At 43.9% G+C, this 23,951-nt stretch carries 24 protein-coding genes; 14 read left to right on the top strand and 10 right to left on the bottom strand.

What is annotated here, in order from left to right; genetic code table 11:
- The first annotated feature begins 608 nt into the window (after positions 1-608).
- The 4 genes from HU824_RS15945 to mobV are packed head-to-tail and all read left to right on the top strand — an operon-like array spanning position 609 to position 3,794.
- The gene (locus HU824_RS15945) at positions 609-980 is read left to right on the top strand and encodes a helix-turn-helix domain-containing protein (RefSeq protein WP_176469363.1); all 372 of its coding nucleotides are present in this window, start codon (positions 609-611) and stop codon (positions 978-980) included.
- The gene (locus HU824_RS15950) at positions 977-1,705 is read left to right on the top strand and encodes a hypothetical protein (protein ID WP_176469364.1); all 729 of its coding nucleotides are present in this window, start codon (positions 977-979) and stop codon (positions 1,703-1,705) included. Before HU824_RS15945 ends, HU824_RS15950 begins: the two co-directional genes overlap by 4 nt.
- 7 nt (positions 1,706-1,712) lie before the next feature.
- Positions 1,713-2,300 (top strand): ATP-binding protein, encoded by a 588-nt coding sequence (locus HU824_RS15955; protein ID WP_176469365.1) that lies wholly within the window; start codon positions 1,713-1,715, stop codon positions 2,298-2,300.
- A gap of 12 nt (positions 2,301-2,312) precedes the next feature.
- Positions 2,313-3,794 (top strand): MobV family relaxase, encoded by a 1,482-nt coding sequence (mobV, locus tag HU824_RS15960; RefSeq protein ID WP_176469366.1) that lies wholly within the window; start codon positions 2,313-2,315, stop codon positions 3,792-3,794.
- 376 nt (positions 3,795-4,170) lie between these two features.
- Here the strand turns inward: mobV and HU824_RS15965 are convergent, their stop codons facing one another.
- From HU824_RS15965 to HU824_RS16010, 10 genes are all read right to left on the bottom strand, one after another.
- Positions 4,171-4,956 carry a hypothetical protein gene (locus HU824_RS15965; RefSeq protein ID WP_176469367.1) on the bottom strand — a complete coding sequence of 262 codons (786 nt, stop codon included), beginning with the start codon at positions 4,954-4,956 and terminating at the stop codon, positions 4,171-4,173.
- Positions 4,957-5,272: 316 nt separating this feature from the next.
- On the bottom strand, positions 5,273-5,773 hold the full coding sequence (locus HU824_RS15970; protein WP_176469368.1) for a hypothetical protein: 501 nt from the start codon (positions 5,771-5,773) through the stop codon (positions 5,273-5,275).
- 11 nt (positions 5,774-5,784) lie between these two features.
- On the bottom strand, positions 5,785-6,981 hold the full coding sequence (locus tag HU824_RS15975) for a relaxase (protein ID WP_176469369.1): 1,197 nt from the start codon (positions 6,979-6,981) through the stop codon (positions 5,785-5,787).
- Positions 6,982-6,985: 4 nt separating this feature from the next.
- Positions 6,986-7,441: a hypothetical protein gene (locus tag HU824_RS15980; RefSeq protein ID WP_176469370.1), complete on the bottom strand. Its 456-nt coding sequence runs from the start codon at positions 7,439-7,441 to the stop codon at positions 6,986-6,988.
- 160 nt (positions 7,442-7,601) lie between these two features.
- Complete coding sequence (locus tag HU824_RS15985) at positions 7,602-8,054, bottom strand: hypothetical protein (RefSeq protein ID WP_176469371.1); 453 nt, start codon at positions 8,052-8,054, stop codon at positions 7,602-7,604.
- A gap of 251 nt (positions 8,055-8,305) precedes the next feature.
- Complete coding sequence (locus tag HU824_RS15990) at positions 8,306-8,797, bottom strand: hypothetical protein (RefSeq protein ID WP_176469372.1); 492 nt, start codon at positions 8,795-8,797, stop codon at positions 8,306-8,308.
- A gap of 28 nt (positions 8,798-8,825) precedes the next feature.
- On the bottom strand, positions 8,826-9,065 hold the full coding sequence (locus tag HU824_RS15995; protein WP_176469373.1) for a helix-turn-helix domain-containing protein: 240 nt from the start codon (positions 9,063-9,065) through the stop codon (positions 8,826-8,828).
- A gap of 225 nt (positions 9,066-9,290) precedes the next feature.
- On the bottom strand, positions 9,291-9,701 hold the full coding sequence (locus HU824_RS16000; protein WP_176469374.1) for a hypothetical protein: 411 nt from the start codon (positions 9,699-9,701) through the stop codon (positions 9,291-9,293).
- Complete coding sequence (locus HU824_RS16005) at positions 9,698-10,324, bottom strand: hypothetical protein (protein WP_255260543.1); 627 nt, start codon at positions 10,322-10,324, stop codon at positions 9,698-9,700. The genes HU824_RS16000 and HU824_RS16005 overlap by 4 nt, the downstream gene beginning before the upstream one ends.
- A 122-nt stretch (positions 10,325-10,446) precedes the next feature.
- Positions 10,447-11,895: an RNA-binding domain-containing protein gene (locus tag HU824_RS16010; RefSeq protein ID WP_176469375.1), complete on the bottom strand. Its 1,449-nt coding sequence runs from the start codon at positions 11,893-11,895 to the stop codon at positions 10,447-10,449.
- A 690-nt stretch (positions 11,896-12,585) separates the two neighbouring features.
- On the opposite strand from HU824_RS16010, the gene HU824_RS16015 reads away from it, so the two are divergent.
- The 10 genes from HU824_RS16015 to HU824_RS16060 all read left to right on the top strand — a co-directional run bounded on the left by HU824_RS16015 (position 12,586) and on the right by HU824_RS16060 (position 23,691).
- Complete coding sequence (locus tag HU824_RS16015) at positions 12,586-13,287, top strand: alpha/beta hydrolase family protein (protein WP_369692708.1); 702 nt, start codon at positions 12,586-12,588, stop codon at positions 13,285-13,287.
- 104 nt (positions 13,288-13,391) lie between these two features.
- Entirely contained in the window at positions 13,392-13,946 is a 555-nt protein-coding gene (locus HU824_RS16020) for an aspartyl protease family protein (protein ID WP_176469377.1), read from the top strand.
- A gap of 110 nt (positions 13,947-14,056) precedes the next feature.
- The gene (locus HU824_RS16025; protein WP_008664955.1) at positions 14,057-15,340 is read left to right on the top strand and encodes a site-specific integrase; all 1,284 of its coding nucleotides are present in this window, start codon (positions 14,057-14,059) and stop codon (positions 15,338-15,340) included.
- 65 nt (positions 15,341-15,405) lie between these two features.
- Entirely contained in the window at positions 15,406-16,695 is a 1,290-nt protein-coding gene (locus HU824_RS16030; RefSeq protein WP_008664958.1) for a YhcG family protein, read from the top strand.
- A gap of 11 nt (positions 16,696-16,706) precedes the next feature.
- Complete coding sequence (locus HU824_RS16035) at positions 16,707-17,732, top strand: hypothetical protein (RefSeq protein ID WP_138301282.1); 1,026 nt, start codon at positions 16,707-16,709, stop codon at positions 17,730-17,732.
- A 223-nt stretch (positions 17,733-17,955) separates the two neighbouring features.
- Positions 17,956-18,264, top strand: a complete 309-nt coding sequence (locus HU824_RS16040) for a DUF3853 family protein (RefSeq protein WP_138301283.1) — start codon at positions 17,956-17,958, stop codon at positions 18,262-18,264.
- 14 nt (positions 18,265-18,278) lie between these two features.
- On the top strand, positions 18,279-19,355 hold the full coding sequence (locus tag HU824_RS16045) for an AAA family ATPase (RefSeq protein ID WP_123615854.1): 1,077 nt from the start codon (positions 18,279-18,281) through the stop codon (positions 19,353-19,355).
- Positions 19,356-19,567: 212 nt separating this feature from the next.
- Entirely contained in the window at positions 19,568-20,524 is a 957-nt protein-coding gene (locus tag HU824_RS16050; RefSeq protein WP_120469150.1) for a toprim domain-containing protein, read from the top strand.
- 209 nt (positions 20,525-20,733) lie between these two features.
- The gene (locus tag HU824_RS16055; protein WP_154398071.1) at positions 20,734-22,137 is read left to right on the top strand and encodes a mobilization protein; all 1,404 of its coding nucleotides are present in this window, start codon (positions 20,734-20,736) and stop codon (positions 22,135-22,137) included.
- Positions 22,138-22,551: 414 nt separating this feature from the next.
- A complete protein-coding gene (locus HU824_RS16060; protein WP_065538229.1) occupies positions 22,552-23,691 on the top strand; it encodes a DNA alkylation repair protein in 1,140 nt (379 codons plus the stop codon).
- The last annotated feature ends 260 nt before the right edge of the window (positions 23,692-23,951 follow it).

Genomic DNA, 23,951 nt, shown 5'->3' on the forward strand with positions numbered 1-23,951 from the left:
TTACCCTACTTTTAAGATGTACTATCATCCTGTGTTTAAAGGTTAATTAGGGAACCGCCGTATGCCGAACGGCACGTACGGTGGTGTGAGAGGTCGGAACGGGAATTAATCCCGTTCCTCCTACTCGATTCTTTTATCAAATAGATTTTGTGAGATAATCCCTAACAACCATTATCCCAATCATTTTTCTTTGGTAATAAGCCCAACTACCAATATTCACGACTTACAGGAGGGAGTTTCCAAAACGGACACTCCCTATAAATATATCCTATTTTATATATCGCGCCACACTTGGGATTTCGCACTTACAAATCAATTCAGAGTATGATTGACAGTCTGATTTTTCGCTGAAAGATGAAATCGAATTAAATTCAAGCAGTTATATAATCATATATCCTCATTTATAAGATATGTGAATACCATTTATGCAAAAATGACCAAAGATTGGGGGCTGTTCAGCATCCGACTCTTTGACAAGAGGAAAAGTCCCATGGAAAATCTTATGAGTTAGGGTTATCCATTAATTGTACAAGGTTATCTGATTAATAACCAATCCATTCTATTGAAACCAAGTTCTTTTGTATCACAAATCCATAAACATAAAACGCATGAAAGAAAATTTATCATTTGAAGAAATGCCCCAAGCTATCTTGGAACTGTTACAAAAAGTGGAAAGTATTCAAACCGACGTCGGCGAATTGAAAGAACGTTGCTCCCAAAAGCCGGACGAACCTATGATAGGAATTGATGAAGCCTGCAAAATACTTCATCGGGCAAAATCAACCGTGTATGCCCTCACGCAAGCACATAAGATACCGTTCTACCAACCGGGAAAGATGCTCCAGTTCAAACGCTCGGAACTGATGGCGTGGATGGAAAACGCACGGCAGGAGACCAACAGGCAGACACGGGACAAGATTATCAATGATATGCAGCAGGGCATTCGCCATAAGCCGAAATCTAATTGGGGAATGAAATGATGACATATATTGAATTGCTTAACCGATTTTGGCACGCCAATAAAACAGAACGTTTCAGCATAGGAGAACGTGAGTTGTATTATTATCTGTTGAATGAATGCAATAAGAACTATTGGTATATGCCTGTTTCTTGTCCGACTTCCGTAATATGTACCGTCACCGGACTGAACAAGCAAACTTTGATGCGTGCCCGTGATAATTTGAAAAAACGAGGGCTTATCGACTACACGGAAGGTATTCAGAACTCCAAAGCTCCCACTTATATCATAATAATGGACAAAGATGAATTTGTGACCGCTAATGTGACCGGTTGCGTTACCGCTACAAAGACCGCTTCCGTTACCAGTAATAAAGATAAAGACAACATTATTACTGATAAAAGCAGATTGAATGATTTTTTGAGTATTGATGAGTTGGAAAGGAAGCTAACGGAAGATACCGTTTGGCAAAATCACATTCTATCCTATCTTTCAAATAGTGGAACTACAATAGATGTTTCTATATTACAGAAGTTCCTTCAAGATTTTTTCAGTTATCTGCGCATCTGCGGATATGATAGAAGGGAAGAAAAAGAGTGCCGAAGCCATTTTTTTAACAAGCTGACCAAAGAATATTTAAACTCTCAAAAGCATAAAAGATATGACAATAAACAGTCCAACAACGATAAACGTAGAGGAATTGAAGTCAAGGATGTTACGCCGCAGGACTATTATACCTCGTTTTAGATTACCAATGGATAAGCAACAGACCAAAGATGCGCTTATGGCGGCAATCATGGCGGAAGTAGAGTTCCGGCACCGCACGTTTATCCCCAATGACAAACTTACCGCCCAGATTGAAAAAATGGCGGAATGGTTGACGAAAGAGCATCGTAAATTCGGCATCTTACTTTGTGGAAAATGTGGAAACGGCAAGAGTACCATGGTAAAAGCATTGCAACAACTATTGAATATCTTGGGCATACGGAATGAATATACCAATCGTTATTATGGGATGCAAATCATCAGTGCCAAAGAAATCAATGCGCTTGTCTCAAAAGATTACGCCAACCTTGCAAGACTGGCAAGAACCGATATGCTGGCCATTGATGATTTGGGTACAGAGCCTTTGGAGGTCTTGAACTATGGTAATGTCATGAGTCCGATTATTGACTTGCTTACCCAGAGATATGAGGAACAGCTATTTACCATTATCACCACCAATCTGACACCGGACATGATTCGCAAAGTATATGGGGAGAGAATAGCCGACCGCCTTTGTGAAATGACGGAGATTGTAGTTTTCGACAATGACTCTTACAGAAGGAATAACACGATTTGAATAGATAAGTACATGGCAAAACAAGTATTTGACATCAACACAAACAAAGGCGCATTTTCCGCTGCCATGAGTGACGAGCATCAACGCAACTGGAATGATGAGCGTTGGCAATTTCAGTTGGGTAAACCCGGCAACAACTATGACCGGAGCCGTGAACATATGAACTTTGAGATTGCGAAAGGCGGCAGGGTGCAAGCCATCGACCGGAGCAAAAATATTCCACAAAAGTTTTTGGAACGGTGCGCTGAGTTGGGCATCAGGAATCCTGATTACAAGACCGACCCTAAAACCGGAAAGGAGATTCCGACCAACCGTATCACTACGGCAAAAATAATTTTTCAAGGCTCACGGGAACGGATGCGTGAACTGGCCTTCGGAGAACAAAAAGTGAATCAGGAGCATGGTGCCGACAACTCCCACATCACCCGATGCAAAGACATTGAGGAATGGGCAAAGGACATCTACCGCTTCGCTTCCAAGCAATGGGGAGAGGATAACATTTTAGGCTTCTACGTCCACCTTGACGAACTCAATCCGCACATTCATTGCACCGTGCTTCCGGTTGCCACGATTCGCAAGAAACCGAACGTGTCTTTCAACCGTGCCTTTTGGAATTTGCGCAACAAATCGGAGGTACTGAATCGGTTGCATGACGAGTTGGCAGAGGTCAATCGGAGGTGGGGATTGGAACGTGGGGATAAGATAGCCGAGACGGGTGCCAGGCATCGGACTACGGAGGAATATCGTCGGCATTTGACGGCTCAATGCACTTCACTGGAAACACAAATTGAGGACAGCAAGCAAGCCTTGTCACAACTCCGTCAAGAGGTTTCTTTAGCCGAGAAAAGGGTGAAAGGATTGACAACTATTGTTGAGAATTTGGAAAGCAGAAAAGGTAATTTGGAGAATGAAATCGCATGGGTGGAAGATGAGTTGAGGACAGGAAAAGGTAACTCGGAAGAACTTCAAAAGCGCATCGCCAAGCTCGATTATGAACTTCAAAAAGTCCTTGAAAATCTGTCCGACAAGCGAGGAAAACTGGAGGTGGCAGACCGCCGGTTGGCCGAACTGAAATGGCAAGAGGAAGACAGTAAACTTAATGTGGAACACAACCATCAGGAGTTGCGTCAAGCCACGTATGATTTGGAGCGTCAGGTGCAATATCGGTTGTCCGATGCGTTGGTTTCCGACCTCATTGCCGACTTCACGAAGCAGCTTTCCACTATGGATTATTCCGTACAAAAGCTGTTCGATGATTCGCTCATCAGGGATATGGCGGAACATGGGCAGAATATCTTCAAATGTGCAATGTATCTGTATGCCGGATATGTCGATTACGCCACTACTTTTGCCGAGTCTCACGGTGGCGGAGGTGGCAGTAACGACCTACCGTGGAAGCGTGATGAGGACGAGGATGACCGTGCTTGGGCAAGGCGTTGTCTGCGCCAGGCGCACAGGATGATGCGACCGGGTGGGAAGCGCATCAAGCGTTAAGCTAATTTTATACTCAGCTTGCTGGATTTGGGGCACATCCAAAAGTGCTAAGCCTAATATAGCAGTTAACTTGCGTTAACAGTATTAAGAAAAAGGAGAGTCAGCAAGCTGAAGGGTGTCTATCCCCTATTTTCCTTGTATTGGGTGTTAGATTGGTGCTATAACCCTGTTCTAAAGTGGTTTGGTACTTCAATGAGGCACGATACATACATTATGTTTCTGTGTATATGTTAGTGACACTCGTATGTCTGTATAGTATTCTTTTCGGTGAGTGACTTGCTCAGATTGGGAGCATGCCACTCATCTTTGTGTATAGTGGTAATACAGATTGTTAGAAATATTCGTTGAAAATATCTGGATAAAATTCTATTAAATCTTAAGCTCTATTTCTTTTTGAACATACGACAAGTTTGTGCATAATCAGGATTAAGGCGTTTTGGAATATCAGGTCGTTGCAATCCACAATTAGCAAGTCCGTTTTTATTAGCCCAACTAAGATTATACTCACAATTGAAACAAGATTTTTCTGTTGTTTCGTTTGCAGTTTGGTTAGGAAAGACAAGTCGAGAAGAAGTCTGTTGTTTTGTGGGGAAATCTGTTGTCGTCGCAGATTTTCTTCTTCCCGTCTTTGTATTTCTTGCTCACGGAGTTCCGTTTTACAAAGCCTGTATCTCTGCCCATTATTCTCAATAGATATTGGAACTTTTGATGCCACAGCTTGCTTTACCGCACAACACGAACCATTTAAATCACATTGCCAGCAATCTATTTCAGAAACAACTTTGACTTTTTTCCCTCTACTACGATACCTATCTTCTATCCCATGAAAATATACCTCATTATTAATCCATCTTCTATCTTTATTTGACGACAGAAGAAATTCCTCCAAAGTTTCTAAAGTCTGATTAGAAAGGTCTATTTCAAGACTAGTTAGATTGCGATAATCTATGTCTTGCTTATGTTGCACTTTATAATTGAATATAAACTCAATCAAGTATTGTTGATTATCATAGGTTGTAGCAATTACATCGGGTTGTTTATCTTCACGCTCAAATCGGCTATCAATCTTTACATCAATAAATTCAATATTATCCTCCTTATAAATGCCATAGTAAGACGGAACATGAATCCGTTTCTTCGTTTGTATAATCTGTTCTGCCAATTTATATAATATTACCATATAGCATATTTCAAGGCGAGCCCCACGAGTCTCACTATGATGAGCAAAGCCATGTTCTCTTTTCTCACCATGTCTGGCAAGTAATTTTTCATGGCAATACGGACAGACACATTCGCACTGCAAACCTCTTGGTGGAAATTTTCAATATATACACGTTTTATAGTGATTATCAACGGGTAACAAATTGTTATATTCAATCGGGTAGCAATGCGGTCACGACGGAGGTGTTTTATCGGCATTTTCCAGAATGTATCGGAATGCTGAGAATGGCTGGGTAACATTTTTGAATTTTGCGTTTTCATTGCCATTTGAATTTTCGGGTGAGATAGGCGACGAGTGCCACTGAGACCACCCAAAAGAAGATTATCAGGGAGACAAGCGAATTTATCTCTTCGGAATGTATGGCTTGGGAATTTGCGAAAATTACCAATGCAAGAAATACGAACAGCCATATCAGGGAAAAGAGGATTATATAGGCGGCGAGTGCCGGAACGATGACGCAGTTTCTTGCGGTCTCCATCTTATCGGCCATCGGCTTGACTTTGGCGTTGAATGTCGCAGCCATTTCAATCGTGGACTTCTGGAGATTCTTACTGACTGCCGATGAGAACTTTTGAGCGTCCATCGGCGAGGCGGCTTCCCGGATTTCATTGATGATGTAGGGAGCCTCCTTCATGAAGAGCCGAATCTGCAAGGCGAGGTCGCTCTGCGCCTCGATCTCTTTCTGCCGCAGCTCGTCCTCTCTCGTCTCGGCTATCGTGCTGTCAATGCCGGATATGTCAATCTTTTTAAGAGCCATAATACAATCGATTATCTTCTGAAACCTCGTTTTCGTACAATTCCTATCTTTGAGCGGGCGGCTTCGGCACAACGACGGGCACGGGCTATCTCTTCCTCAATATTGTCGCGCTTCCTTGGCAGGTCGTTGTTCGATGTTCCGCCACCACCGGAAACGTGAGCAGGTGCATTGAGGAACGCCATATAGCTCATTGCAACGGCGAAGTGGTAGCAGGCCTCGTTCATAAGGTCTGCCCAATTATCCACTTCACGGCTGTCGAACTCGTCATCAAACACCTGCATGACTTTTTCGGGGATAAACCGGGTGTATGAATTGCTTTCGTGCTCGAATTCGACACGGCGGGTATCGGGTCTGTAAGAGGTATAATCCGGTCGAATATCGGATTCCCTGCTGTCGGCTTTTGTCTGCCGTTCTTGATTCGGGCGCAACTTGTTCCACGTTCCTTCAAGTTTGGATGCCATAAGATTGCGACCTTTGCCTAACTCGGATGCCTTGAACCTGGCGTTTCCTTTTTTCAGGATATATCCACGGATTACGCCTTTTTCATCTTTCCTAACCTTGACATCATATCCTTTCGCCTCAAGTCTGGCGAAATAATCGTCAATCGACCATTTCCTCATCTGACTAAGGACATCAAGGCAGTCACGGCTTACGGATTGACGGTTTATGTCGTGGATGTTGGCCGCTGTCTGCCAGCCTCGCTTGCGTGCGATGCGTTCCGCCGCCCGTTGTGCCCGAAGATGGATGTTTCGGTCATTGTTGATGTTCCCATTTTCGTCAAGACGGCTAACAACCGCATGGAGGTGAGGTATGCCGCTGTCGGATTCGAGGTGCAACCACACGGTTGACTTGCTTTCTGCGAGATTCGTTTTCGGAGATAGCAACCGACCCTTTTTGTCTTTCAACTCCTGACGGTCAAATTCCGTGACGAAATCCTGCCAGAGCTGTTTCCAGTTATCAGGAGTGAAGTTGCGCGTATGCTCAGGCGCAGGACTGATCTCTATTCGGATAAGGTTGTTCTTCATGCGTGGTCGGGACATGGAATCAAGCCTGACCGAGTTCCATATCCCCAAAGGGTCTATGCCGGGAGGGAGGAAGTTGTCGCAGATATGAAATATTTTCTCCGGATGCTTCTTGTTCGCCGACACGCCTGTAATGTAGTTCAGGGCGTTGATGCCGTGTGATATTGATTTTGCCTTCGCGATCATGTTTTCAAATTTTGATAATGGTTTTTCTTGTGCGCGGACTTAATCGTCCACCGTTTATCACGGAGTTAAGAAATTCTGTGACGGCGTTGGTAATCGGCACTACCAGCCTGTACCAGTCGAGCATGAAGGAGACCTTTTGAAAAAGTATGATTCTCGCATCATGCTTCATTCCGGCAAGTGCGTTGGCGAAGTTGAGTATATCGACACGGCAACCGTCGAGGTTGTGAAGCAGTGCCGATTCCTCTGCGGTCAGTGCCGATGGAGGCTCGTAGCCCAAGGCGCGCTGCCTCATGTAGTCGCTCGGAGTAAGGTTGCATCCGGCGGCAATGTCGTGTATCTTCTCACGCTCTGCGGCTGTCATCTTGGTAGTGACGGTGCATGACCGCAAAGCCTCCGGCGGCAACTTCTTTCGCCTTGTCTTTCCGGCATTATTGTCGGGGCTATTATCTTTATGATTCATATAATCGGATATTCGTGATTTGTAAAACTGATTATCGGGTGCGAGCCTGCGAGCGGCCATGCCCCTGACCGTAGGGAGGGGCGAGGCGTTTTGGTGCAACCGAGCGGAGCGAGGGTAACACCAAAACATATCTCGCAACACTTCTCAAAAAACACTGTCTTCAGACCTGTACTTCTGGATATTCATGGCACATCTGATTCGGCTCTCTATCTGCAAAGAATCCGTTAGACACCAGTTTTCCGTCGGAGTTCTTCCAGCCCATTATGCAGGAGAACGAGACTGCCGAGCCGATACGCGAGTTATAGATTGCCACCAGCCCTGCGGTCTCCATTCTCGCAAGGATATTGTGCATCTTCTTCCGTCCAAGATTCCATTTCTCTGCAAGGCCGATTTCCGAGAACTGCGCCTGACCGGGCATCAGGTTGAGCGGTCTGCGGAAAGTACCGTCATATCCAGGAGCTGTACGCATCTCTTTCAGCAGTTCGCTGAATATTGCCATATTGCTGATTGCTTTGCCGTCAATGTCGGCGGTTGTTCCCGACAGCCATTCGACGGCTTTCTCTGTCAGCCGGATACTGACAGATGAAAAGGGATATTGATTTTGTTGTTCCATGTTCCTTGTTTTCTGATAGATGATTTATTGGCGAAATGCCAAAGATTGGAAATTTCAATATAGAAAATCTGTATATGATAATTTGTCGGCGGTTCTCCTTGTCCCTTTGCTTGTCAGTCAATATTTCCATGATATTCTTTTCTCATAAGATTATGTTTTCAAATACCTTTTGTGTGTTTCTTCCAACAATTTTCTAATTGAGGATTGGGGAACAATGAAAACGGAGGGAAAAAAGGGATGACGATGATTCTCTATTTCGGTACCGGCGCGTTTGACAGTGCGTTTCCTACATTTGCACCATCGCCCGGAGTCTGCAATTTCGGAAGATTGTTCAACCCCGTCTGTATGTCCTGCCTGTCGGAAGATACGGTAAGCAGTACTGTGGTGATGTCTATTATCTCTTCCTTCCCCACATATTGCGACACTGATTTCATCAGTCCGAGTGCCCGCTTCTGCCGATGTGCGCGGATGCCATCCACACCTCCGGTTTCCTTGTCGCATCCGAAGTTGAGATAGCGGTTGAGTGCGGAGCGTTCATACTGCGGCATGGTCTCCAACGTGCTTTTCCCTGTCGCGATAGATAGCATGGTACGGAGCGCGTCGGCCTCGTATGGGGTACATCCGCCAAGAAACTCCATGATGACTTGGGTTTTCCTTTGATTCCCGGAATTTGACTCTTTGGATTTGGTATCCGTTGATTTGCCGGACTTTCCTCCCGGCATGGTTGTTATGTCTGTCGGCATAGTCTTTAATGATTGGGTTTGTGAGTGGTTAAAGAGGTTTCTTGTTCGCGAGATAGCGGGCGGCTTCGGCTTCGATTTCGTCCTGCGAGGATATGCGCACGCTCTTGAGGTATGCGTCGAGGTCGTTGGGGTCGAAGAAGCATATCTTTCCGCTCGGCTTGTACATCGGGATTACGCGCTGCATCATCATCTTGCGGAAGTACGACAGGGAGAAGCCGAGATAGTCGGCAGCTTCCTGCGAGTTGAGTAATTTTCGTTTTGTCTGCATCGGCAATTACATTTTTAGTTGATATTTTTTGACTTTGGAATGTGCTGATTGATAGATTTGTCAGCCTTTGTATTCCGATGCAAAATTACAGCCGTTCTTATGTGGCACAATGTGCCTCCCGTGGGGAAAACTTAAAAATGGCAAACGCACTATGCGCTGGATTTCAGCCGCATAGTGCGTTTGCAAAATGTCATTATATGCTGTAGATGGGGAGAAGTTGGGATATTACGGGGTTCTCCGCCTTGAACGCCATTCCTCGATGGCTCCGTCTATGGATTTTCGGTAGTTCCGGTTGTCCTCTGTGGCATAATCGGCGCAGATGTCGGAGCGGTGCTTGTCGTAGTAAGACTTGGCGATGCCGCAGCGTTGGAGGAACAACCGCGCCCATGTCTCCGCCTCCTTCCTCGGGCTGATGTTCCTCGCCACGGCAAAGACCATGTAGCAGACCCGCAATTTCTCTTTCGGCAACACGGCAATGGATTTTGTCACTTCCCTCACGTTAAGGAAATTGGCAAAATCGAGAGGGGTGCAGTTTTCAAACTGGCTGTCGTTGCATACGTCGTGGATTGCCATGCACAGCCCTAATTCAACCACATCACGCCATCCGGCGGTTTCAAGCAGCAGGCTTCCGCTCATTGGTTTTCCCCTTTCTCCATGCGGTCAAGGTCGTTGAGTATGCTTCCGGCAATGCCGTTAAGCCTGGCGGCAAGCGCATACAGGTGGGAGGCTTTTAAGGGAAATACATCCCCGGCACGTCGGTTCTCACGCTCATATTCCGCATATATCCTTCTGACATCGGTCTGTTGCCTGTCATGCTCGGCCTTTGCCGCCTCGCACTCCTTTTCAGCCTCGGCATACTCCTTTGAGCCGAGAGGGAGATAGTCAAGGCGGTTATTCAGCTCGCAGTACCTTTTCCAGTATGGATTAAGCTCATCGGAAGCCTCTTGGAATATGTTGTGGTAATGTCGAGAGTGAGCGTTGGCAATCTCCCGGAAGTCAACACCGTCAATCCGCCCTATATTATTAAGGAGAGTCGCTGTTCCGGCTTTGAGGGAGACATCGATATTCCTCAATCCTACCGAATCATCCCCGGCCATCGCCTCCGCATCGGCTATAAGCGCGTTTGTGTCCTGAAAATCGTAGTAGAACCGTGCGAGGGCAAACGCCTCTTCAAATGGCATCGCCCCACCGTCATAACCACCCACTATCCCGTTGACCTCTTTAAGCCGGGATATTATATTTGTCATTGCTTTATTCATTGAATTACATGAGCCACACATGAAATATAGTTGTCAAATAGACTGATATTCAGAATGTTTGTAGTATACAAGTTGCTTCATTCATTGAAATCTCGCTGGTTCATTACATGAAATTACATGAACTATCCCCAATGAGGGATATAAGCAATGTCTCTGCGATTTGTACCTTCGGGAGTACCAATCTTAATCAATCCTTGTGCGAGAGCTTCCTTTATAACAGCCGATACAAGGGGATAATTCTTTTCATCAACCCCCAATCTTTCACGCAGTGATTTGTTGGTAAGCATTTCATTGGCGAGATACTTAAGACAGGCATGTTGGTAACAAGCTTGAACACGCTCCTCTTTGGTGGTGTCAGCCCATTTCTTAAAAGCAGACAGGATAATGGTGGTTCGTATGTCTGAGACCCGATACTTGATAGGCGGCAGTTGGTATCTCTCTATTGCCGAAAGCGCCTTATCCATTCCGCTGCCTTTCTCCTCGCAGAATCCCATTCTTCGCATTATGTCCGCAAGTTCTTCATTCCTTGACTGGTATTCATCAATAAATCTGTCGGTGCTAATCAAAGGTTGTCCCGGCGATGAAATTTCCACCCTGTCTGAATAAATCTCTATCATAGGGAAACCAAGCACTGAAAAATCCTGATGGATAATCATGTTGCCTGAAATTTCCCTTATGGCTATTTCCGGATACATCCTCACATCTTCACGCAAAGCCTTGCCGATTTCTTCATTGGCAGGGAGTTGGCCGTTAACCCATTCAATCATCATAGGGAAGCATACTGCATACCCTTGTTCAAAGCTCTGCTCTCTGATTGTCTCGACCTTGCTCTTGTCTTTATAAACTATCACCCGGATAGCCTTACGATACAGACCGTCAAAATTCCTCAAATCTTTTGCAAGCAATATTGCGCCAAGTTCAGTAATGCCATACCCGGTGATGGAAGGGATAACGAAACGCTCTGAGACAAACCGTTCCATAATGCCGTCAGCCGTTTGCGGCATGGGTATTTTCAATCGGTCGAAATATGTTTCAGCACTCAGCAGACGGATAACATCGGAGGCATTAGAGCTCTCTTTCACGATTGTTTTGTCTAATTGCCTGTTACGGTTCTTCCTCCACAGTTTCGCTTCCTTGTCGGGATAGCCCATAAGTGGTTTTGTGAGTGAGCCGACACGGATATATGCCGTATTCAGAAAAGTTACAGGGCGGTCGGTGGCAGCCGGAATGCGATACATGGAAATATGTTTGCCATCAACATCAAATTCAACACATTCTATGTCGATTCTGGGATTGAGACGGTTCAGCAGCCACATTTCAAGTTCCTCATTACCTTTCTTGTGGCGTTTTGCGTTGAACGATGTGCCAACGATGGCGTGTGTTCCGTCCTCGATGCCGAATACAAGATAGCCGAATGGCTCATTCAGCAGAGCCGCACTGTTGGACAAGGCAGAGAGGCGTTGCCCAATCTCTTCCTCTGAGTGGAAATTATGTTTGAACTCGATCCATTCCGTTTCTTGTGGATATGAGACCAGTTTTGCGAGCAGTTTGGTAAATTCCGGTGATTCCATAAGGCAAAGTTACGAAAAAATCGGTAATAATCCGCTGAATCCCAAAGATTATGATTAACTTTGCAGTCGGATTGGTGGAGTCCGATCCACGACATTTTGGTAAAATAAGAAGCGTTATGCTCATCTTGTAAACTGAAAACGTAGGAAATTTTCATATGATGCAAGAGATAGCATAGTGGTTCTCACGCATATGCGTGGGTCACTATTGTTACATCTGCATCAAAGGTTTCCTACGACCATCAGTTTAGACGTGGCATAGTTGGCTCACGTTTTCTTTAACTCTTTCATAGTCTCAGAGGGTCAATGAGATAACAGTTGTGTATGCAGAAACAAATCATCACATTTTTGTCTTGTGCCGCTATTGCAATGACAACGGTGGCACAGATTCCGGCGCCAACCCATAATGAACTGCTGACATCTTTGTTGGGAGTAATGCCGGATAAAGAGCCTTTGCGAGTTGACACATTGGAGACCACTGCCTTAGACGGTGGGGTCAGGTATAAGATACACTACTTTATAGAACCGGGGAATCCCGCACTTGAGACCCCGGATGACTGGGGTAGTGCATATCTGTTTGTTCCATCGCTACCGCAAGGCAAGAAAGCTCCGGCCATTGTCGCCATGCATCAGGACGATGTCCATTATCATATCGGCAAGTCGGAGCCTGCCGGGCTGTTGGGCGACAGCACAATGTTCTATGGCAAGGAACTCTTTGAGCGCGGCTATGTCGTGATATGCCCCGATCGGTTCTATCATGCCGACAGGCGCAAGACGTGTCAGGACTGGGGGAATTTATCTGAGAACGATTATGAGAGGGATTTCTTCACCCAGCAGAAACGAATAGGGGTATTGCTTGCGGAAGGTCGTAACACTTGGGGTAAGGAGGCCTACGATTTTTCACGTGCGGTTGATGTTTTATTGTCTATGCCAGAGGTGGACGCCGACAATATCGGTGCTATCGGCCATTCTGCAGGAGCAAATGCTCTTTCATACTGTATGTTCTATGAGCCTCGCGTAAAAGCAGCCGTAGCCAACTGTGGAACATCAGAAATCAATAGTTATTACAACTACAACCGACCGGGCACAATGCCGGCTTCACTGGTGCTTCCGGGCAGTGTGAAGTTCGGTATAGACACTCATAATTATATAGCGGCCATTGCTCCGCGGGCTTTGTTCATATCTGAAGGAGCGCACCAATGGGGCGACGGGCAACCAGATTCATCGGATAAAAGATTTGCTGCGGAACTGGAACTTTTCAAAGATAAATACTTGAAAAACAAAGGCACGGACATAGAGATAATTCTTTTTGAGGAAAATGGCGGACGTCATTGTTTCCCAACAGGAGTAAAAGAACGGGCATACTCATGGCTTGACAGGCATTTGAAAAAATAAGATTCGCCGATGGATTTGAAGCCATTGTTCTTATAGCTCACGCATGAAGTAAATGTACATTTTCGAATGATTGATAAATCATACAATAAGTAACCAACATAAAAATGAAACCGATAATAATTCTTGTTTTTATATTCTCGGCTTTTATTGTGAAGGCACGAGATATTGTACCGTTTGAGATTAGTCCAATAAACAATCTACCTCACGTTGAAGTATTTGTCAATAATGACTCTTTACCGTTCAACTTCTTATTAGACACTGGGTGTTCTGCCATCTTTGTAAATGCAAGAAATGAACGGTTGATAAAACTGCTGAATCTGTGCGAAAGCGATACAGTGGAATACGCTCATTCCACCTCTATAATTAAAAAAACCGGGTTTGACAATTCTTTAATGCTTGGCTCTCTTGTCGCAGATTCTATTCAGATATTTGTTGATGAAGATCCATCATCGGGATACGATGGTGTGATAGGACAAAGTCTTTTGGAAAGATTTTCCAAAGTGGGGATAATGCCAGACACCAAAATAATTATATTTTGCGAAAAAGGAGAACCGCTACGAATTCCGAGTAGCATCTCTCTTCCGTTAGTTAAAGGTGCAGGAGTATATGGCTCCAGAACCTACGCTTTCAGAAAATATCATAAAATTGCAAATCACTGATAATCATATATTATCTACAATGAAGAGTAAATCTAAATCTTTCTAAATGCCTTTTGCTATTTCAATTTTTGGGTGTATATTTGGGTGTAGAATTTCAAACGCACCCAATTATGAATATCAAACGTAACATCATTTTTGCATTGGAGAGCCGGAAGAAGAACGGTGTGCCAATCGTAGAGAACGTGCCTATCCGTATGCGTGTCATATACGCAAGCCAACGCATCGAGTTTACAACAGGCTACCGGATTGACGTAGCCAAATGGGATGCCGACAAACAACGGGTAAAGAACGGATGCACCAACAAGCTGAAACAAAGCGCATCCGAAATCAATGCAGACTTGCTGAAATACTATGCCGAAATGCAAAACGTATTCAAGGAGTTTGAGGTGCAGGAAACCATACCTACCACCCAGCAGCTAAAGGATGCATTCAATCTGCGGATGAAAGACAGCAGTGAAGAACAACAGGAAGAAGTACAGATTAGTTTTTGGGAAGTGTTTGATGAGTTTGTAAAAGAGTGTGGCAACCAGAATAATTGGACGACATCCACCTATGAGAAATTTGCAGCGGTAAGAAATCACCTCAAAGAATTCAAGGAAGATGTAACCTTTGAATACTTCAACGAGTTCGGGCTGAACGAGTATGTTAATTTCTTGCGTGATAAAAAGGACATGAGAAACAGCACTATTGGCAAACAGATGGGGTTTCTCAAATGGTTCCTGCGTTGGAGCTTCAAAAAAGGGCATCATCAGAACATTGCATACGACGCATTCAAGCCCAAATTGAAAACAATCCCTAAAAAGGTAATATTCCTGACATGGGATGAACTGAACAAGCTGAAAGATTATCAAATACCGCATGACAAGCAGTATTTGGAACGTGTCAGGGATGTCTTTCTGTTCTGTTGCTTCACGAGCTTACGATATTCGGATGTCCGTAACTTGAAAAGAAGTGATATTAAGCCCGACCACATTGAAGTCACCACAGTCAAGACTGCGGACAGCCTGATAATCGAACTGAACGACCACAGCAAAGCCATTCTTGAAAAATACAAGGATGTTCATTTCGAGAACCACATGGCATTGCCCGTCATCAGTAATCAGAAGATGAACGATTATCTGAAAGAACTGGGTGAACTGGCGGAAATCAACGAGCCTGTACGGGAAACCTACTACAAGGGAAATGAGCGCATAGATGAAGTCACACCCAAATACGCATTGTTAAGTACCCATGCCGGAAGAAAGACTTTCATCTGTAATGCGTTGGCACTCGGAATTCCGGCGCCGGTGGTTATGAAATGGACTGGACACAGTGATTACAAAGCCATGAAGCCCTACATTGATATAGCGGATGACATCAGAGCAAACGCCATGAACAAGTTTAATCAACTATAAAAGTATCAATTAGTTTCATAGATTACCACCATTGAAGTATATTTGTATTCTGAAAATATCATAAGATGAGCAACAACGGACATAACATAGAAAAGACGAATTTTGATGCATTTATAAATGCTGTCGGTTCGGAAATACAACAGGCGCAAGTACGGCTGATTACCGCTGCCAATGCGCAAATGTTGTTCCATTACTGGAAAATGGGCAACTATATTCTCTATCATCAGCAACTGCACGGATGGGGAAGCAAAACCATCAAACAGTTGGCAAAGGCTATCCGGCTGAATTTCCCTGAAAAGAAAGGCTATTCAGAACGCAACCTTACCTATATGTGTCAGTTTGCAAGAACATATCCATTGAGAGCATTGCAGAATTTCATTGATACGGATGCAAGACTGTCTGTTCCAAACATACAGAATGTAACAAATGAAGTATTAAAACTGAACGACAAGCAATTTGCGCAGGAACTTACTGCGCAAATACAATCCGTTGATTGTCAGTCTTTAGAATTTACGCAGGAAACTCCTGCGCAAATTCAGGACGTAGAGAAAACCGTTTCTGCCATTTACAGAATGGGAATTAGGGAGATAGAAAAAATTTTCTTGAACTCCCCTGTCGCCAGAATAAACTGGGCAAGCCAAATGGTTATACTTGATGGCTCGTTACCGTTAGGCATAGGATATTGGTACATGAAACAGTCCGTGGAAATGGGCTGGAGCAGTAATGTTCTTAAAATACAAATTGAGACCAACTTATATAGCAGACAAATCAGCAACAACAAGGTAAACAATTTCACAGCCACGCTTCCTGCACCGCAAAGCGACCTTGCCAATTACCTGTTGAAAGACCCGTACATCTTTGATTTGGCTGGAACGAAGGAAAAGGCGGACGAAAGGGACATAGAAGAACAATTGGTTAAGCACGTCACCCGTTACTTGCTGGAAATGGGCAATGGCTTTGCCTTTGTTGCCCGACAAAAACACTTTCAAATTGGTAACAGCGATTTCTATGCAGACTTGATTCTGTATTCCATCCCCCTGCACGCATACATCGTAGTGGAATTGAAAGCGACCCCATTCAAACCGGAGTATGCGGGGCAACTGAACTTCTACATCAATGTGGTGGATGACAAACTGAGGGGAGAGAATGACAACAAGACTATCGGGTTGTTGCTGTGCAAGGGGAAAGACGAAGTTGTAGCGCAATACGCATTGACAGGCTACGACCAGCCGATAGGCATCAGCGATTACCAACTGAGCAAGGCTATACCTGAAAACTTAAAATCGGCTCTGCCAAGTATAGAAGAAGTGGAGGAAGAACTGACTTCCCTTCTTGATAAAGATAAGAATCCATAAACCAAGCGTATATGGCAGGAGAAATACAGATTATGATTCCCCAATACGGCGAACTCAACCGGATATACAGCGACTTTATAGTCAGCCATACTTTCTCTTTTGACAAGCAGAAATTCATCACGGACTTCTATAAGCAATACAATGACACAAAAGCTTTTGAAGCCGCCATCCTTGAACTGGTGCTTGACAAACAGAAAGAAAAATATACTCTGATTCTCAACAGCCTGAGAACCGAGATAGAGAAAAACATACTCATTTATGAAAAACATCCATTGTTTGATGATGAGATAATTTCTCGTGTGTGCTACAACTTTGCCGACAGATATGACGCTGATATAAAGGCACAATTGGAGGTTACACAAAAATTAAGCAAGCCTTTGAATGAAGCATACAACAGGTATGATTCCATTGGCTACAGGGTACATACGGCAGCAGAAGAAAAGCAAGCCGAAAAGGAGTATGAACGCTGCAAGGCTGAATATGAGAAGGAAAAAGAAGAACTGGACAGGCTTTATGAATTGGAAAGGCAGGCAAGAAAGGAATCTCTCCAATATATTGAGAACTGTTGCGGAGATATTTATAAACTGAGTTTCCATTTTATGGAAATATTGGCAAAATATATTCCCGTAGAAAAAGACAAGCCGGATGAACCGAGCAAGCAAGAGAAACAGCAGGATGCGCCAAAGGAGCAATCCGAATATTTCAATACAGAATTACTTTCGCTTATTCATAAAGCCTGTGTGGGGGAACAGTTTGAAGATATTTCAACGCAGGACTTCTATGCCAACATGAACCTATCCTCCTGTAAAAAGGAATTAAAAATCAAGGCAAGGGAAAAGATACGGGTGTGTTACCTGATATTCCTGATGAGTGAAAGACTGCCCAAACAAGACAGAGATAAATGGAAAAACGAAATGCTGAAACAACTGGATATTGACGAGAACTACTACAAGTCAAAGTACAAGGAACCGGTGTCGGATTTTCCAAGTGACAGTAACCAGAAGTTCGCCAAAGAAATGGACGCAATATTCCGATAATCCGTGATACACCCTGATATTTTACGAAATTACCACTTTTACCACTCAAATTAATTTTTGAGTGGTATTTTTATTGTCTGATATTCAGAGAAATAATAAAATATTCTATTTACGCCAACCACATCCTTACCACTCACGCCCCTACCTAATTTTGCATCGTTCGAGAACAGAGATAACAGCCAGTGCGCAGGGCTGATTGTTTAACGGCTAAATAGATTGAACGATGACAAATCTTCAAGAGTTATTATTAAAACCCGTCTGGCAGATGACAGGCGAAGAGTTCATATTCCTGAGCAGACACGCTTCCGGTCAAACGGAAGTGCAACCACGACCCGTTACGGACACAGAAAGAAAGTATGTGTACGGAATACTGGGCATAGCCAAACTATTTGGGTGCAGCCTGCCAACCGCCAACCGCATCAAGAAAAGCGGAAAGATTGACAAAGCCATCACCCAGATAGGACGCAAGATTATCGTGGATGTGGAGCTTGCCCTTGAACTGGCAGGAAAGAAAACCGGAGGACGGAAATAATGGGAGGAATGGCTATGGACTATATGAAAGAGTTTAAGGACATATCGGCAGAAGAAGCCGTAATCCTTTGGCAAGCCTCACGTTTGAGTCTGTCGAAAAGTTATGAGAAAGCACCTGAAATCCTCAAAGTGCATGGTTCTGTCATTGGGACATTGGGCAACTTCAGCGCATCCATCGGCAAAGCCAAAAGTAAAAAAACATTCAATGTTTCGGCTATCGTAGCCGCCGCATTGAAGAATGGCACAGTGTTGCGGTATGTAGCGGAACTCTCCGACGGGAAGCGGAAAGTGCTTTATGTTGATACGGAGCAAAGTCCTTATCATTGCCTGAAAGTCATGAAACGTATTTTACGGATGGCTGACTTGCCTGATGACAGGGATAATGAGAACCTTGAGTTTCTCGCCTTGAGAAAATACACACCTGAACAGCGTATCAGGATTGTCGAACAGGCTATCTATAATACGCCCGACATTGGTCTTGTAATCATAGACGGCATCCGTGACATGGTATATGACATCAACAGCCCCGGCGAATCCACACGCATCATATCCAAACTGATGCAGTGGACGGACGACAGGCAGATACATATCCATACGATACTGCACCAGAACAAAGGGGATGAGAATGCGAGAGGGCATATCGGCACGGAGTTGAACAATAAGGCGGAAACCGTATTGCTGGTGGAAAAAGACAAAAGCAACGGAGATATAAGCAATGTTTCAGCCATGCACATCCGGGCAATGGATTTCGAGCCTTTTGCCTTTCGCATCAACGACAGTGCCTTGCCCGAACTCATAGAGGGTTACAAAACAGAAAGCAGGAAACCGGGAAGACCCGAGGAAGAAAAGTTCGACCCTTACAGGCATATTACCGAGCAGCAGCACCGTATCGCATTGGAAGCCGTTTTCGGGCTGAAAGAGGAATACGGTTACAAGGAACTGGAAGATGCCTTAATCAAAAGCTATACGTCAATAGGTGTAAAGCTGAACCATCAAAAGGCGGTGCCGCTCATCACCATGCTTCGCAACAAACGGATGATAGTGCAGGAGAACGGCAGAAAATACACATTCATGCCCGACTTCCACTATTAACCCGTTACCTGCACTCGCTTCACTTTATTCTGTGGGTCTATATATTAAGGATAAAGCGAAGTGATGCAAGGAATGGATAAACCGCTTCACTTTATTGCCGTACTCTATATATACGACAATTTAGTGAAGTGGTTATACAGACCGTACTTCTTAAAATGGTACGGGCGAAAAGAAAAACAAATCAATTCACCAATTACTAAAACAATCATTTTATGGATATACAGACAGCCAAGCAAATCAAGATAGCAGATTATCTTCACAGTTTGGGATATTCTCCCGTCAAACAACAGGGTATCAACCTATGGTATAAATCACCGCTAAGGGAAGAAACGGAAGCCTCGTTCAAGGTAAATACCGAACGCAACCAATGGTATGATTTTGCACTCGGCAAAGGCGGCGGCATCATCGAACTGGCTTCACACTTATATGCTACTGACCATATACCTTATATATTGGAACGCATAGCGGAACAGACACCACATGTCCGTCCTGTTTCTTTTTCTTTTGGCAAGCAATCATTTTCCGAGCCAAGTTTTCAGCAACTGGAGATTGTACCGCTTTCTTCTCCTGCCCTACTCACCTATTTGCAGGAAAGGGGAATAAACATTGTACTGGCGAAAAGAGAATGCAGTGAAGCGCACTTCACCCATAACGGCAAACGGTATTTCGCCATCGCCTTTCCCAACGTGTCGGGTGGGCATGAAATCCGCAACCGATATTTCAAAGGTTGTATCGCACCAAAAGATATTTCCCACATCAGACAGCCGGGAACAGCGAGGGAAACGTGTTATGTGTTCGAGGGATTTATGGACTATCTTTCATTTCTTACTTTGAGATTGGAAAATTGCCCGAAATTTCCCGAACTGGACAGACAAGATTATATGGTATTGAACTCTGTATCGAATGTGAGCAAGGCTCTCTATCCGTTGGGTAGTTACGAGCGCATACATTGTTTCTTTGACAATGACCGTGCAGGGATGGAAGCACTCCGGCAAATCCGTATGGAATACGGCAGAGACTTATACATCCGTGACGCTTCGCAGACCTACAGCGGATGCAAGGACTTGAACGAATACCTACAGAAACAGGCTGAAAGAAACAGGCAAGTCCAGTCCGTAAGAGAGACGCACACCCAGCCACCGAAAAAGAAGAACGGCTTTCGGTTATAGCCCACTATAACTACACGCTCCGCTTCCGTAGTTGTGGGCTCTCCCGAGGGGATTAGGGCTTTGCCCTAATGACCCACTCAGGGCGTTTCACCCCTGAGAACCCCGAGCAAAGAGTGACCCTCTCTTTGCAATCTCCGCTTATGGGTTACCCCTAAGAACCCCGTTACGGAAGCGGACAAAGTAATCTAATGTAAACAAAAAAAGAAGCTATGGCAACAAAATCAAGCATACACATAAAGCCTTGCAACATCGCATCGAGCGAGGCACACAACCGAAGGACTGCCGAGTATATGCGTAATATCGGGGAGTCCAGAATCTATGTCGTTCCCGAACTTTCCACCGATAACGAACAGTGGATAAATCCCGACTTCGGCACTCCCGAACTGCGAACTCATTATGACAATATCAAGCAAATGGTCAAGAACAAAACCGGACGTGCCATGCAGGAAAAGGAAAGGGAACGCAAGGGAAAGAATGGAAGGATTATCAAAGTGGCGGGATGTTCACCCATCCGTGAAGGAGTATTGCTTATCAGACCGGACACCACACTGGCTGATGTACGCAAATTCGGTGAAGAGTGCCAAAGACGCTGGGGCATCACGCCACTCCAAATATTCCTGCATAAGGACGAAGGACATTGGCTGGGTGGAAAACCTGACACAGAAGACAAGGAGAGTTTCCAAGTGGGTGGAAAATGGTTCAAGCCGAATTATCATGCCCATATTGTTTTTGACTGGATGAACCACGATACAGGAAAGAGCCGCAAACTCAATGACGAGGATATGGCAGCAATGCAGACTTTGGCATCAGACATTCTAATGATGGAACGTGGGCAATCAAAAAATGTCACTGGCAAAGAACATCTGGAACGCAATGACTTCATCATTGAAAAACAGAAAGCCGAACTGCAACGCATAGATGCTGCAAAGCGGCATAAAGAACAACAGGTGGAACTTGCCGAACAGGAACTCAAACAGGTAAAATCGGAGATACGCACTGACAAGCTCAAAAGTGTAGCCACCGATGCTGCCACAGCCATAGCAAGCGGAGTGGGTTCTCTTTTCGGTAGCGGCAAACTGAAAGAGCTGGAACATAACAATGCGGAACTGCAACAGGAGATTGTTAAACGGGATAAAAGCATTGATGATTTAAAAGTTCAGATGCAACATATGCAAGAACAGCATGGCAAACAGATTCGTAATCTTCAAGGAATACATAATCAAGAGCTTGAAATCAAGGACAAGGAAATATCCCGATTGAACACCATTCTTGAAAAGGCGTTCAACTGGTTCCCTTTACTCAAAGAGATGTTGAGAATGGAAAAACTCTGCTATGCCATCGGATTTACCAAAGATATGGTAAACAGTCTTTTGACAAAAAAGGAAGCAATCAGATGCAATGGAAAAATCTATTCCGAAGAGCATAGGCGAAGATTTGAAATCAAGAATGACATTTTCAAAATTGAGAAAAGTTCGGTTGATAATAATAAATTGATGCTTACAATAAACAAGCAACCGATAGGCGAATGGTTCAAAGAGCAATGGGAGAAACTTCGGCAAGGTTTACGGCAATCAGTAGAAGAATCAAGAAAAAGTAGAGGATTCAAGCTATAATTCCGCTCTATATAATGCAAAACATCAATAAAATAACTAATTTTGCATTCGGATAGGGGCAACTCTTTCCAAGAAATAAGAAAATAAGAAGCGTTATGCTCTCTTGTAAGTCGAGAACGTAGGAAATTCACCAGTGTACTGGGATTGCATAGTGGTTCTCACGCATACAGCATGGGCTGCTACCTCTACATCTGTACACAAGGTTTCCTACGACTTTCGACTTCGAGTGTTGCATCAGTAGTTTGTGCTTCTGCATTTATAAATCGCTCCATCGTGCTATGGAGCATTGTATTATTTTGTAGATGAAGAATATCGAAGCAGATAAAGAACTCATAGCGGCATCGGAATCAAGGATATAAAGGACTATGAAATTGAAATCAACATCGAAAATGGTATAGTAGTAAGATAAAAGTAATGGCAGAATCTTTTAAAAATATGTTTGATAAGCCATTCTTTGGAAGGTTTGTCAACGACTTGTCTCTTGTTCTCCAGAACATGAGTGTAGACAAGTTTGTAACTTTAGTTATGGATGAAGAATGGGAGAACAGAGGTTATAAGCAGCGGATTGCACACATAACTACTGTTCTGCACAAGTTTATGCCAACCGAGTATAAAGAAGCTGTTGCGAAAATCTTTAAATTATTAGACTGTGTAAAAGTTAGACTGCTCGATTTTTCAAAGATAGACGATAAAAATTTCAATTTGCTGACATTAGAATATGGGGTTATTTTGGACCATTATGTGGAGCGATATGGAATAGAGGACTATGAGACATCAGTGAAAGCCATTGAGCGAATTACGCAATTCACGACTTGCGAATTTGTGACCCATGCCTTTATTGTGAAATATCAAGATGAAATGATGAAACAGATGTTGGCTTGGTCAAAACATCCGCACTGGGGGGTAAGGAGGCTTGCATCGGAAGGGTGCAGACCTCGTCTGCCGTGGGCGATGTCATTGCCTAAATTAAAAGAAAATCCAGCTCCCATCATTCCGATTATGGAAAATCTGAAAAACGATCCATCCAGGTTTGTAAGGTTGAGTGTTGCCAATAACCTGAACGATATTTCAAAGGATAATCCACAAATCGTAATTGCTTTGGCTAAAAAATGGAAAGGGCAATCAGAGAATATTGATTGGGTTATCAAGCATGGATGCCGAACATTGCTTAAGCAGGGGAATCACGAGATATTGAACCTGTTTGGACTGAGTTTGAATGACAATATCAGCATAGGTGACTTTAAGATTCTTACAAAAAGAATAAAAATGGGTGATTCTGTTGAATTTTGTTTTAATCTAAACAATTATAATACGGAAAAACGGACAATAAGATTGGAATACGGAATCTATTATCGGAAAATGAATGGAGAGATGACGAGGAAAGTCTATAAAATCAGTGAGAAGGAATACAAAGGAAACTCCATTACGGAAGTCAATAGGAAACATTCGTTTCGCCCCATAACGACAAGAACTTTTTATCCCGGCATTCATCAGATTGCTGTTATATTCAATGGATGTGAATCGGGAAAATGTGAATTTGAACTTGTTGAATGACAGTTTTTAATAGTTGAGATTAATCCGTAAATTCCCCGTTATATCCAAGAAAAAACAAGTGGTTTGCACGTTAAAAGGGAGGTTTTCCACTTACCTTCCCATACTATCAATCTTAAAGAATACAAAAACACCCGTAACCATTCTATTTTCCGCCTTGACACGCATCGCAACCCAGCATATCTTTGCGCCATAACCAATTACTAACAAAGATTATGGCAAAAGAAAAAGTAAACTACCAGGAGGTGTACGACCTCTATCAG

Origin of the sequence: Bacteroides sp. L10-4, from assembly GCF_013373675.1 — a bacterium.
Classification (GTDB): Bacteria; Bacteroidota; Bacteroidia; order Bacteroidales; family Bacteroidaceae; genus Bacteroides; species Bacteroides muris.

Coding starts and splice junctions, on each gene's coding strand:
- HU824_RS15945 (WP_176469363.1), top strand. CDS start 609: ATGAAAGAAAATTTATCATTTGAAGAAATGCCCCAAGCTATCTTGGAA.
- HU824_RS15950 (WP_176469364.1), top strand. CDS start 977: ATGATGACATATATTGAATTGCTTAACCGATTTTGGCACGCCAATAAA.
- HU824_RS15955 (WP_176469365.1), top strand. CDS start 1,713: ATGGATAAGCAACAGACCAAAGATGCGCTTATGGCGGCAATCATGGCG.
- mobV (WP_176469366.1), top strand. CDS start 2,313: ATGGCAAAACAAGTATTTGACATCAACACAAACAAAGGCGCATTTTCC.
- HU824_RS15970 (WP_176469368.1), bottom strand. CDS start 5,773: ATGGCTCTTAAAAAGATTGACATATCCGGCATTGACAGCACGATAGCC.
- HU824_RS15975 (WP_176469369.1), bottom strand. CDS start 6,981: ATGATCGCGAAGGCAAAATCAATATCACACGGCATCAACGCCCTGAAC.
- HU824_RS15980 (WP_176469370.1), bottom strand. CDS start 7,441: ATGAATCATAAAGATAATAGCCCCGACAATAATGCCGGAAAGACAAGG.
- HU824_RS15985 (WP_176469371.1), bottom strand. CDS start 8,054: ATGGAACAACAAAATCAATATCCCTTTTCATCTGTCAGTATCCGGCTG.
- HU824_RS15990 (WP_176469372.1), bottom strand. CDS start 8,797: ATGCCGACAGACATAACAACCATGCCGGGAGGAAAGTCCGGCAAATCA.
- HU824_RS15995 (WP_176469373.1), bottom strand. CDS start 9,065: ATGCAGACAAAACGAAAATTACTCAACTCGCAGGAAGCTGCCGACTAT.
- HU824_RS16000 (WP_176469374.1), bottom strand. CDS start 9,701: ATGAGCGGAAGCCTGCTGCTTGAAACCGCCGGATGGCGTGATGTGGTT.
- HU824_RS16005 (WP_255260543.1), bottom strand. CDS start 10,324: ATGAATAAAGCAATGACAAATATAATATCCCGGCTTAAAGAGGTCAAC.
- HU824_RS16010 (WP_176469375.1), bottom strand. CDS start 11,895: ATGGAATCACCGGAATTTACCAAACTGCTCGCAAAACTGGTCTCATAT.
- HU824_RS16015 (WP_369692708.1), top strand. CDS start 12,586: ATGTTCTATGGCAAGGAACTCTTTGAGCGCGGCTATGTCGTGATATGC.
- HU824_RS16020 (WP_176469377.1), top strand. CDS start 13,392: ATGAAACCGATAATAATTCTTGTTTTTATATTCTCGGCTTTTATTGTG.
- HU824_RS16025 (WP_008664955.1), top strand. CDS start 14,057: ATGAATATCAAACGTAACATCATTTTTGCATTGGAGAGCCGGAAGAAG.
- HU824_RS16030 (WP_008664958.1), top strand. CDS start 15,406: ATGAGCAACAACGGACATAACATAGAAAAGACGAATTTTGATGCATTT.
- HU824_RS16035 (WP_138301282.1), top strand. CDS start 16,707: ATGGCAGGAGAAATACAGATTATGATTCCCCAATACGGCGAACTCAAC.
- HU824_RS16040 (WP_138301283.1), top strand. CDS start 17,956: ATGACAAATCTTCAAGAGTTATTATTAAAACCCGTCTGGCAGATGACA.
- HU824_RS16045 (WP_123615854.1), top strand. CDS start 18,279: ATGGACTATATGAAAGAGTTTAAGGACATATCGGCAGAAGAAGCCGTA.
- HU824_RS16050 (WP_120469150.1), top strand. CDS start 19,568: ATGGATATACAGACAGCCAAGCAAATCAAGATAGCAGATTATCTTCAC.
- HU824_RS16055 (WP_154398071.1), top strand. CDS start 20,734: ATGGCAACAAAATCAAGCATACACATAAAGCCTTGCAACATCGCATCG.
- HU824_RS16060 (WP_065538229.1), top strand. CDS start 22,552: ATGGCAGAATCTTTTAAAAATATGTTTGATAAGCCATTCTTTGGAAGG.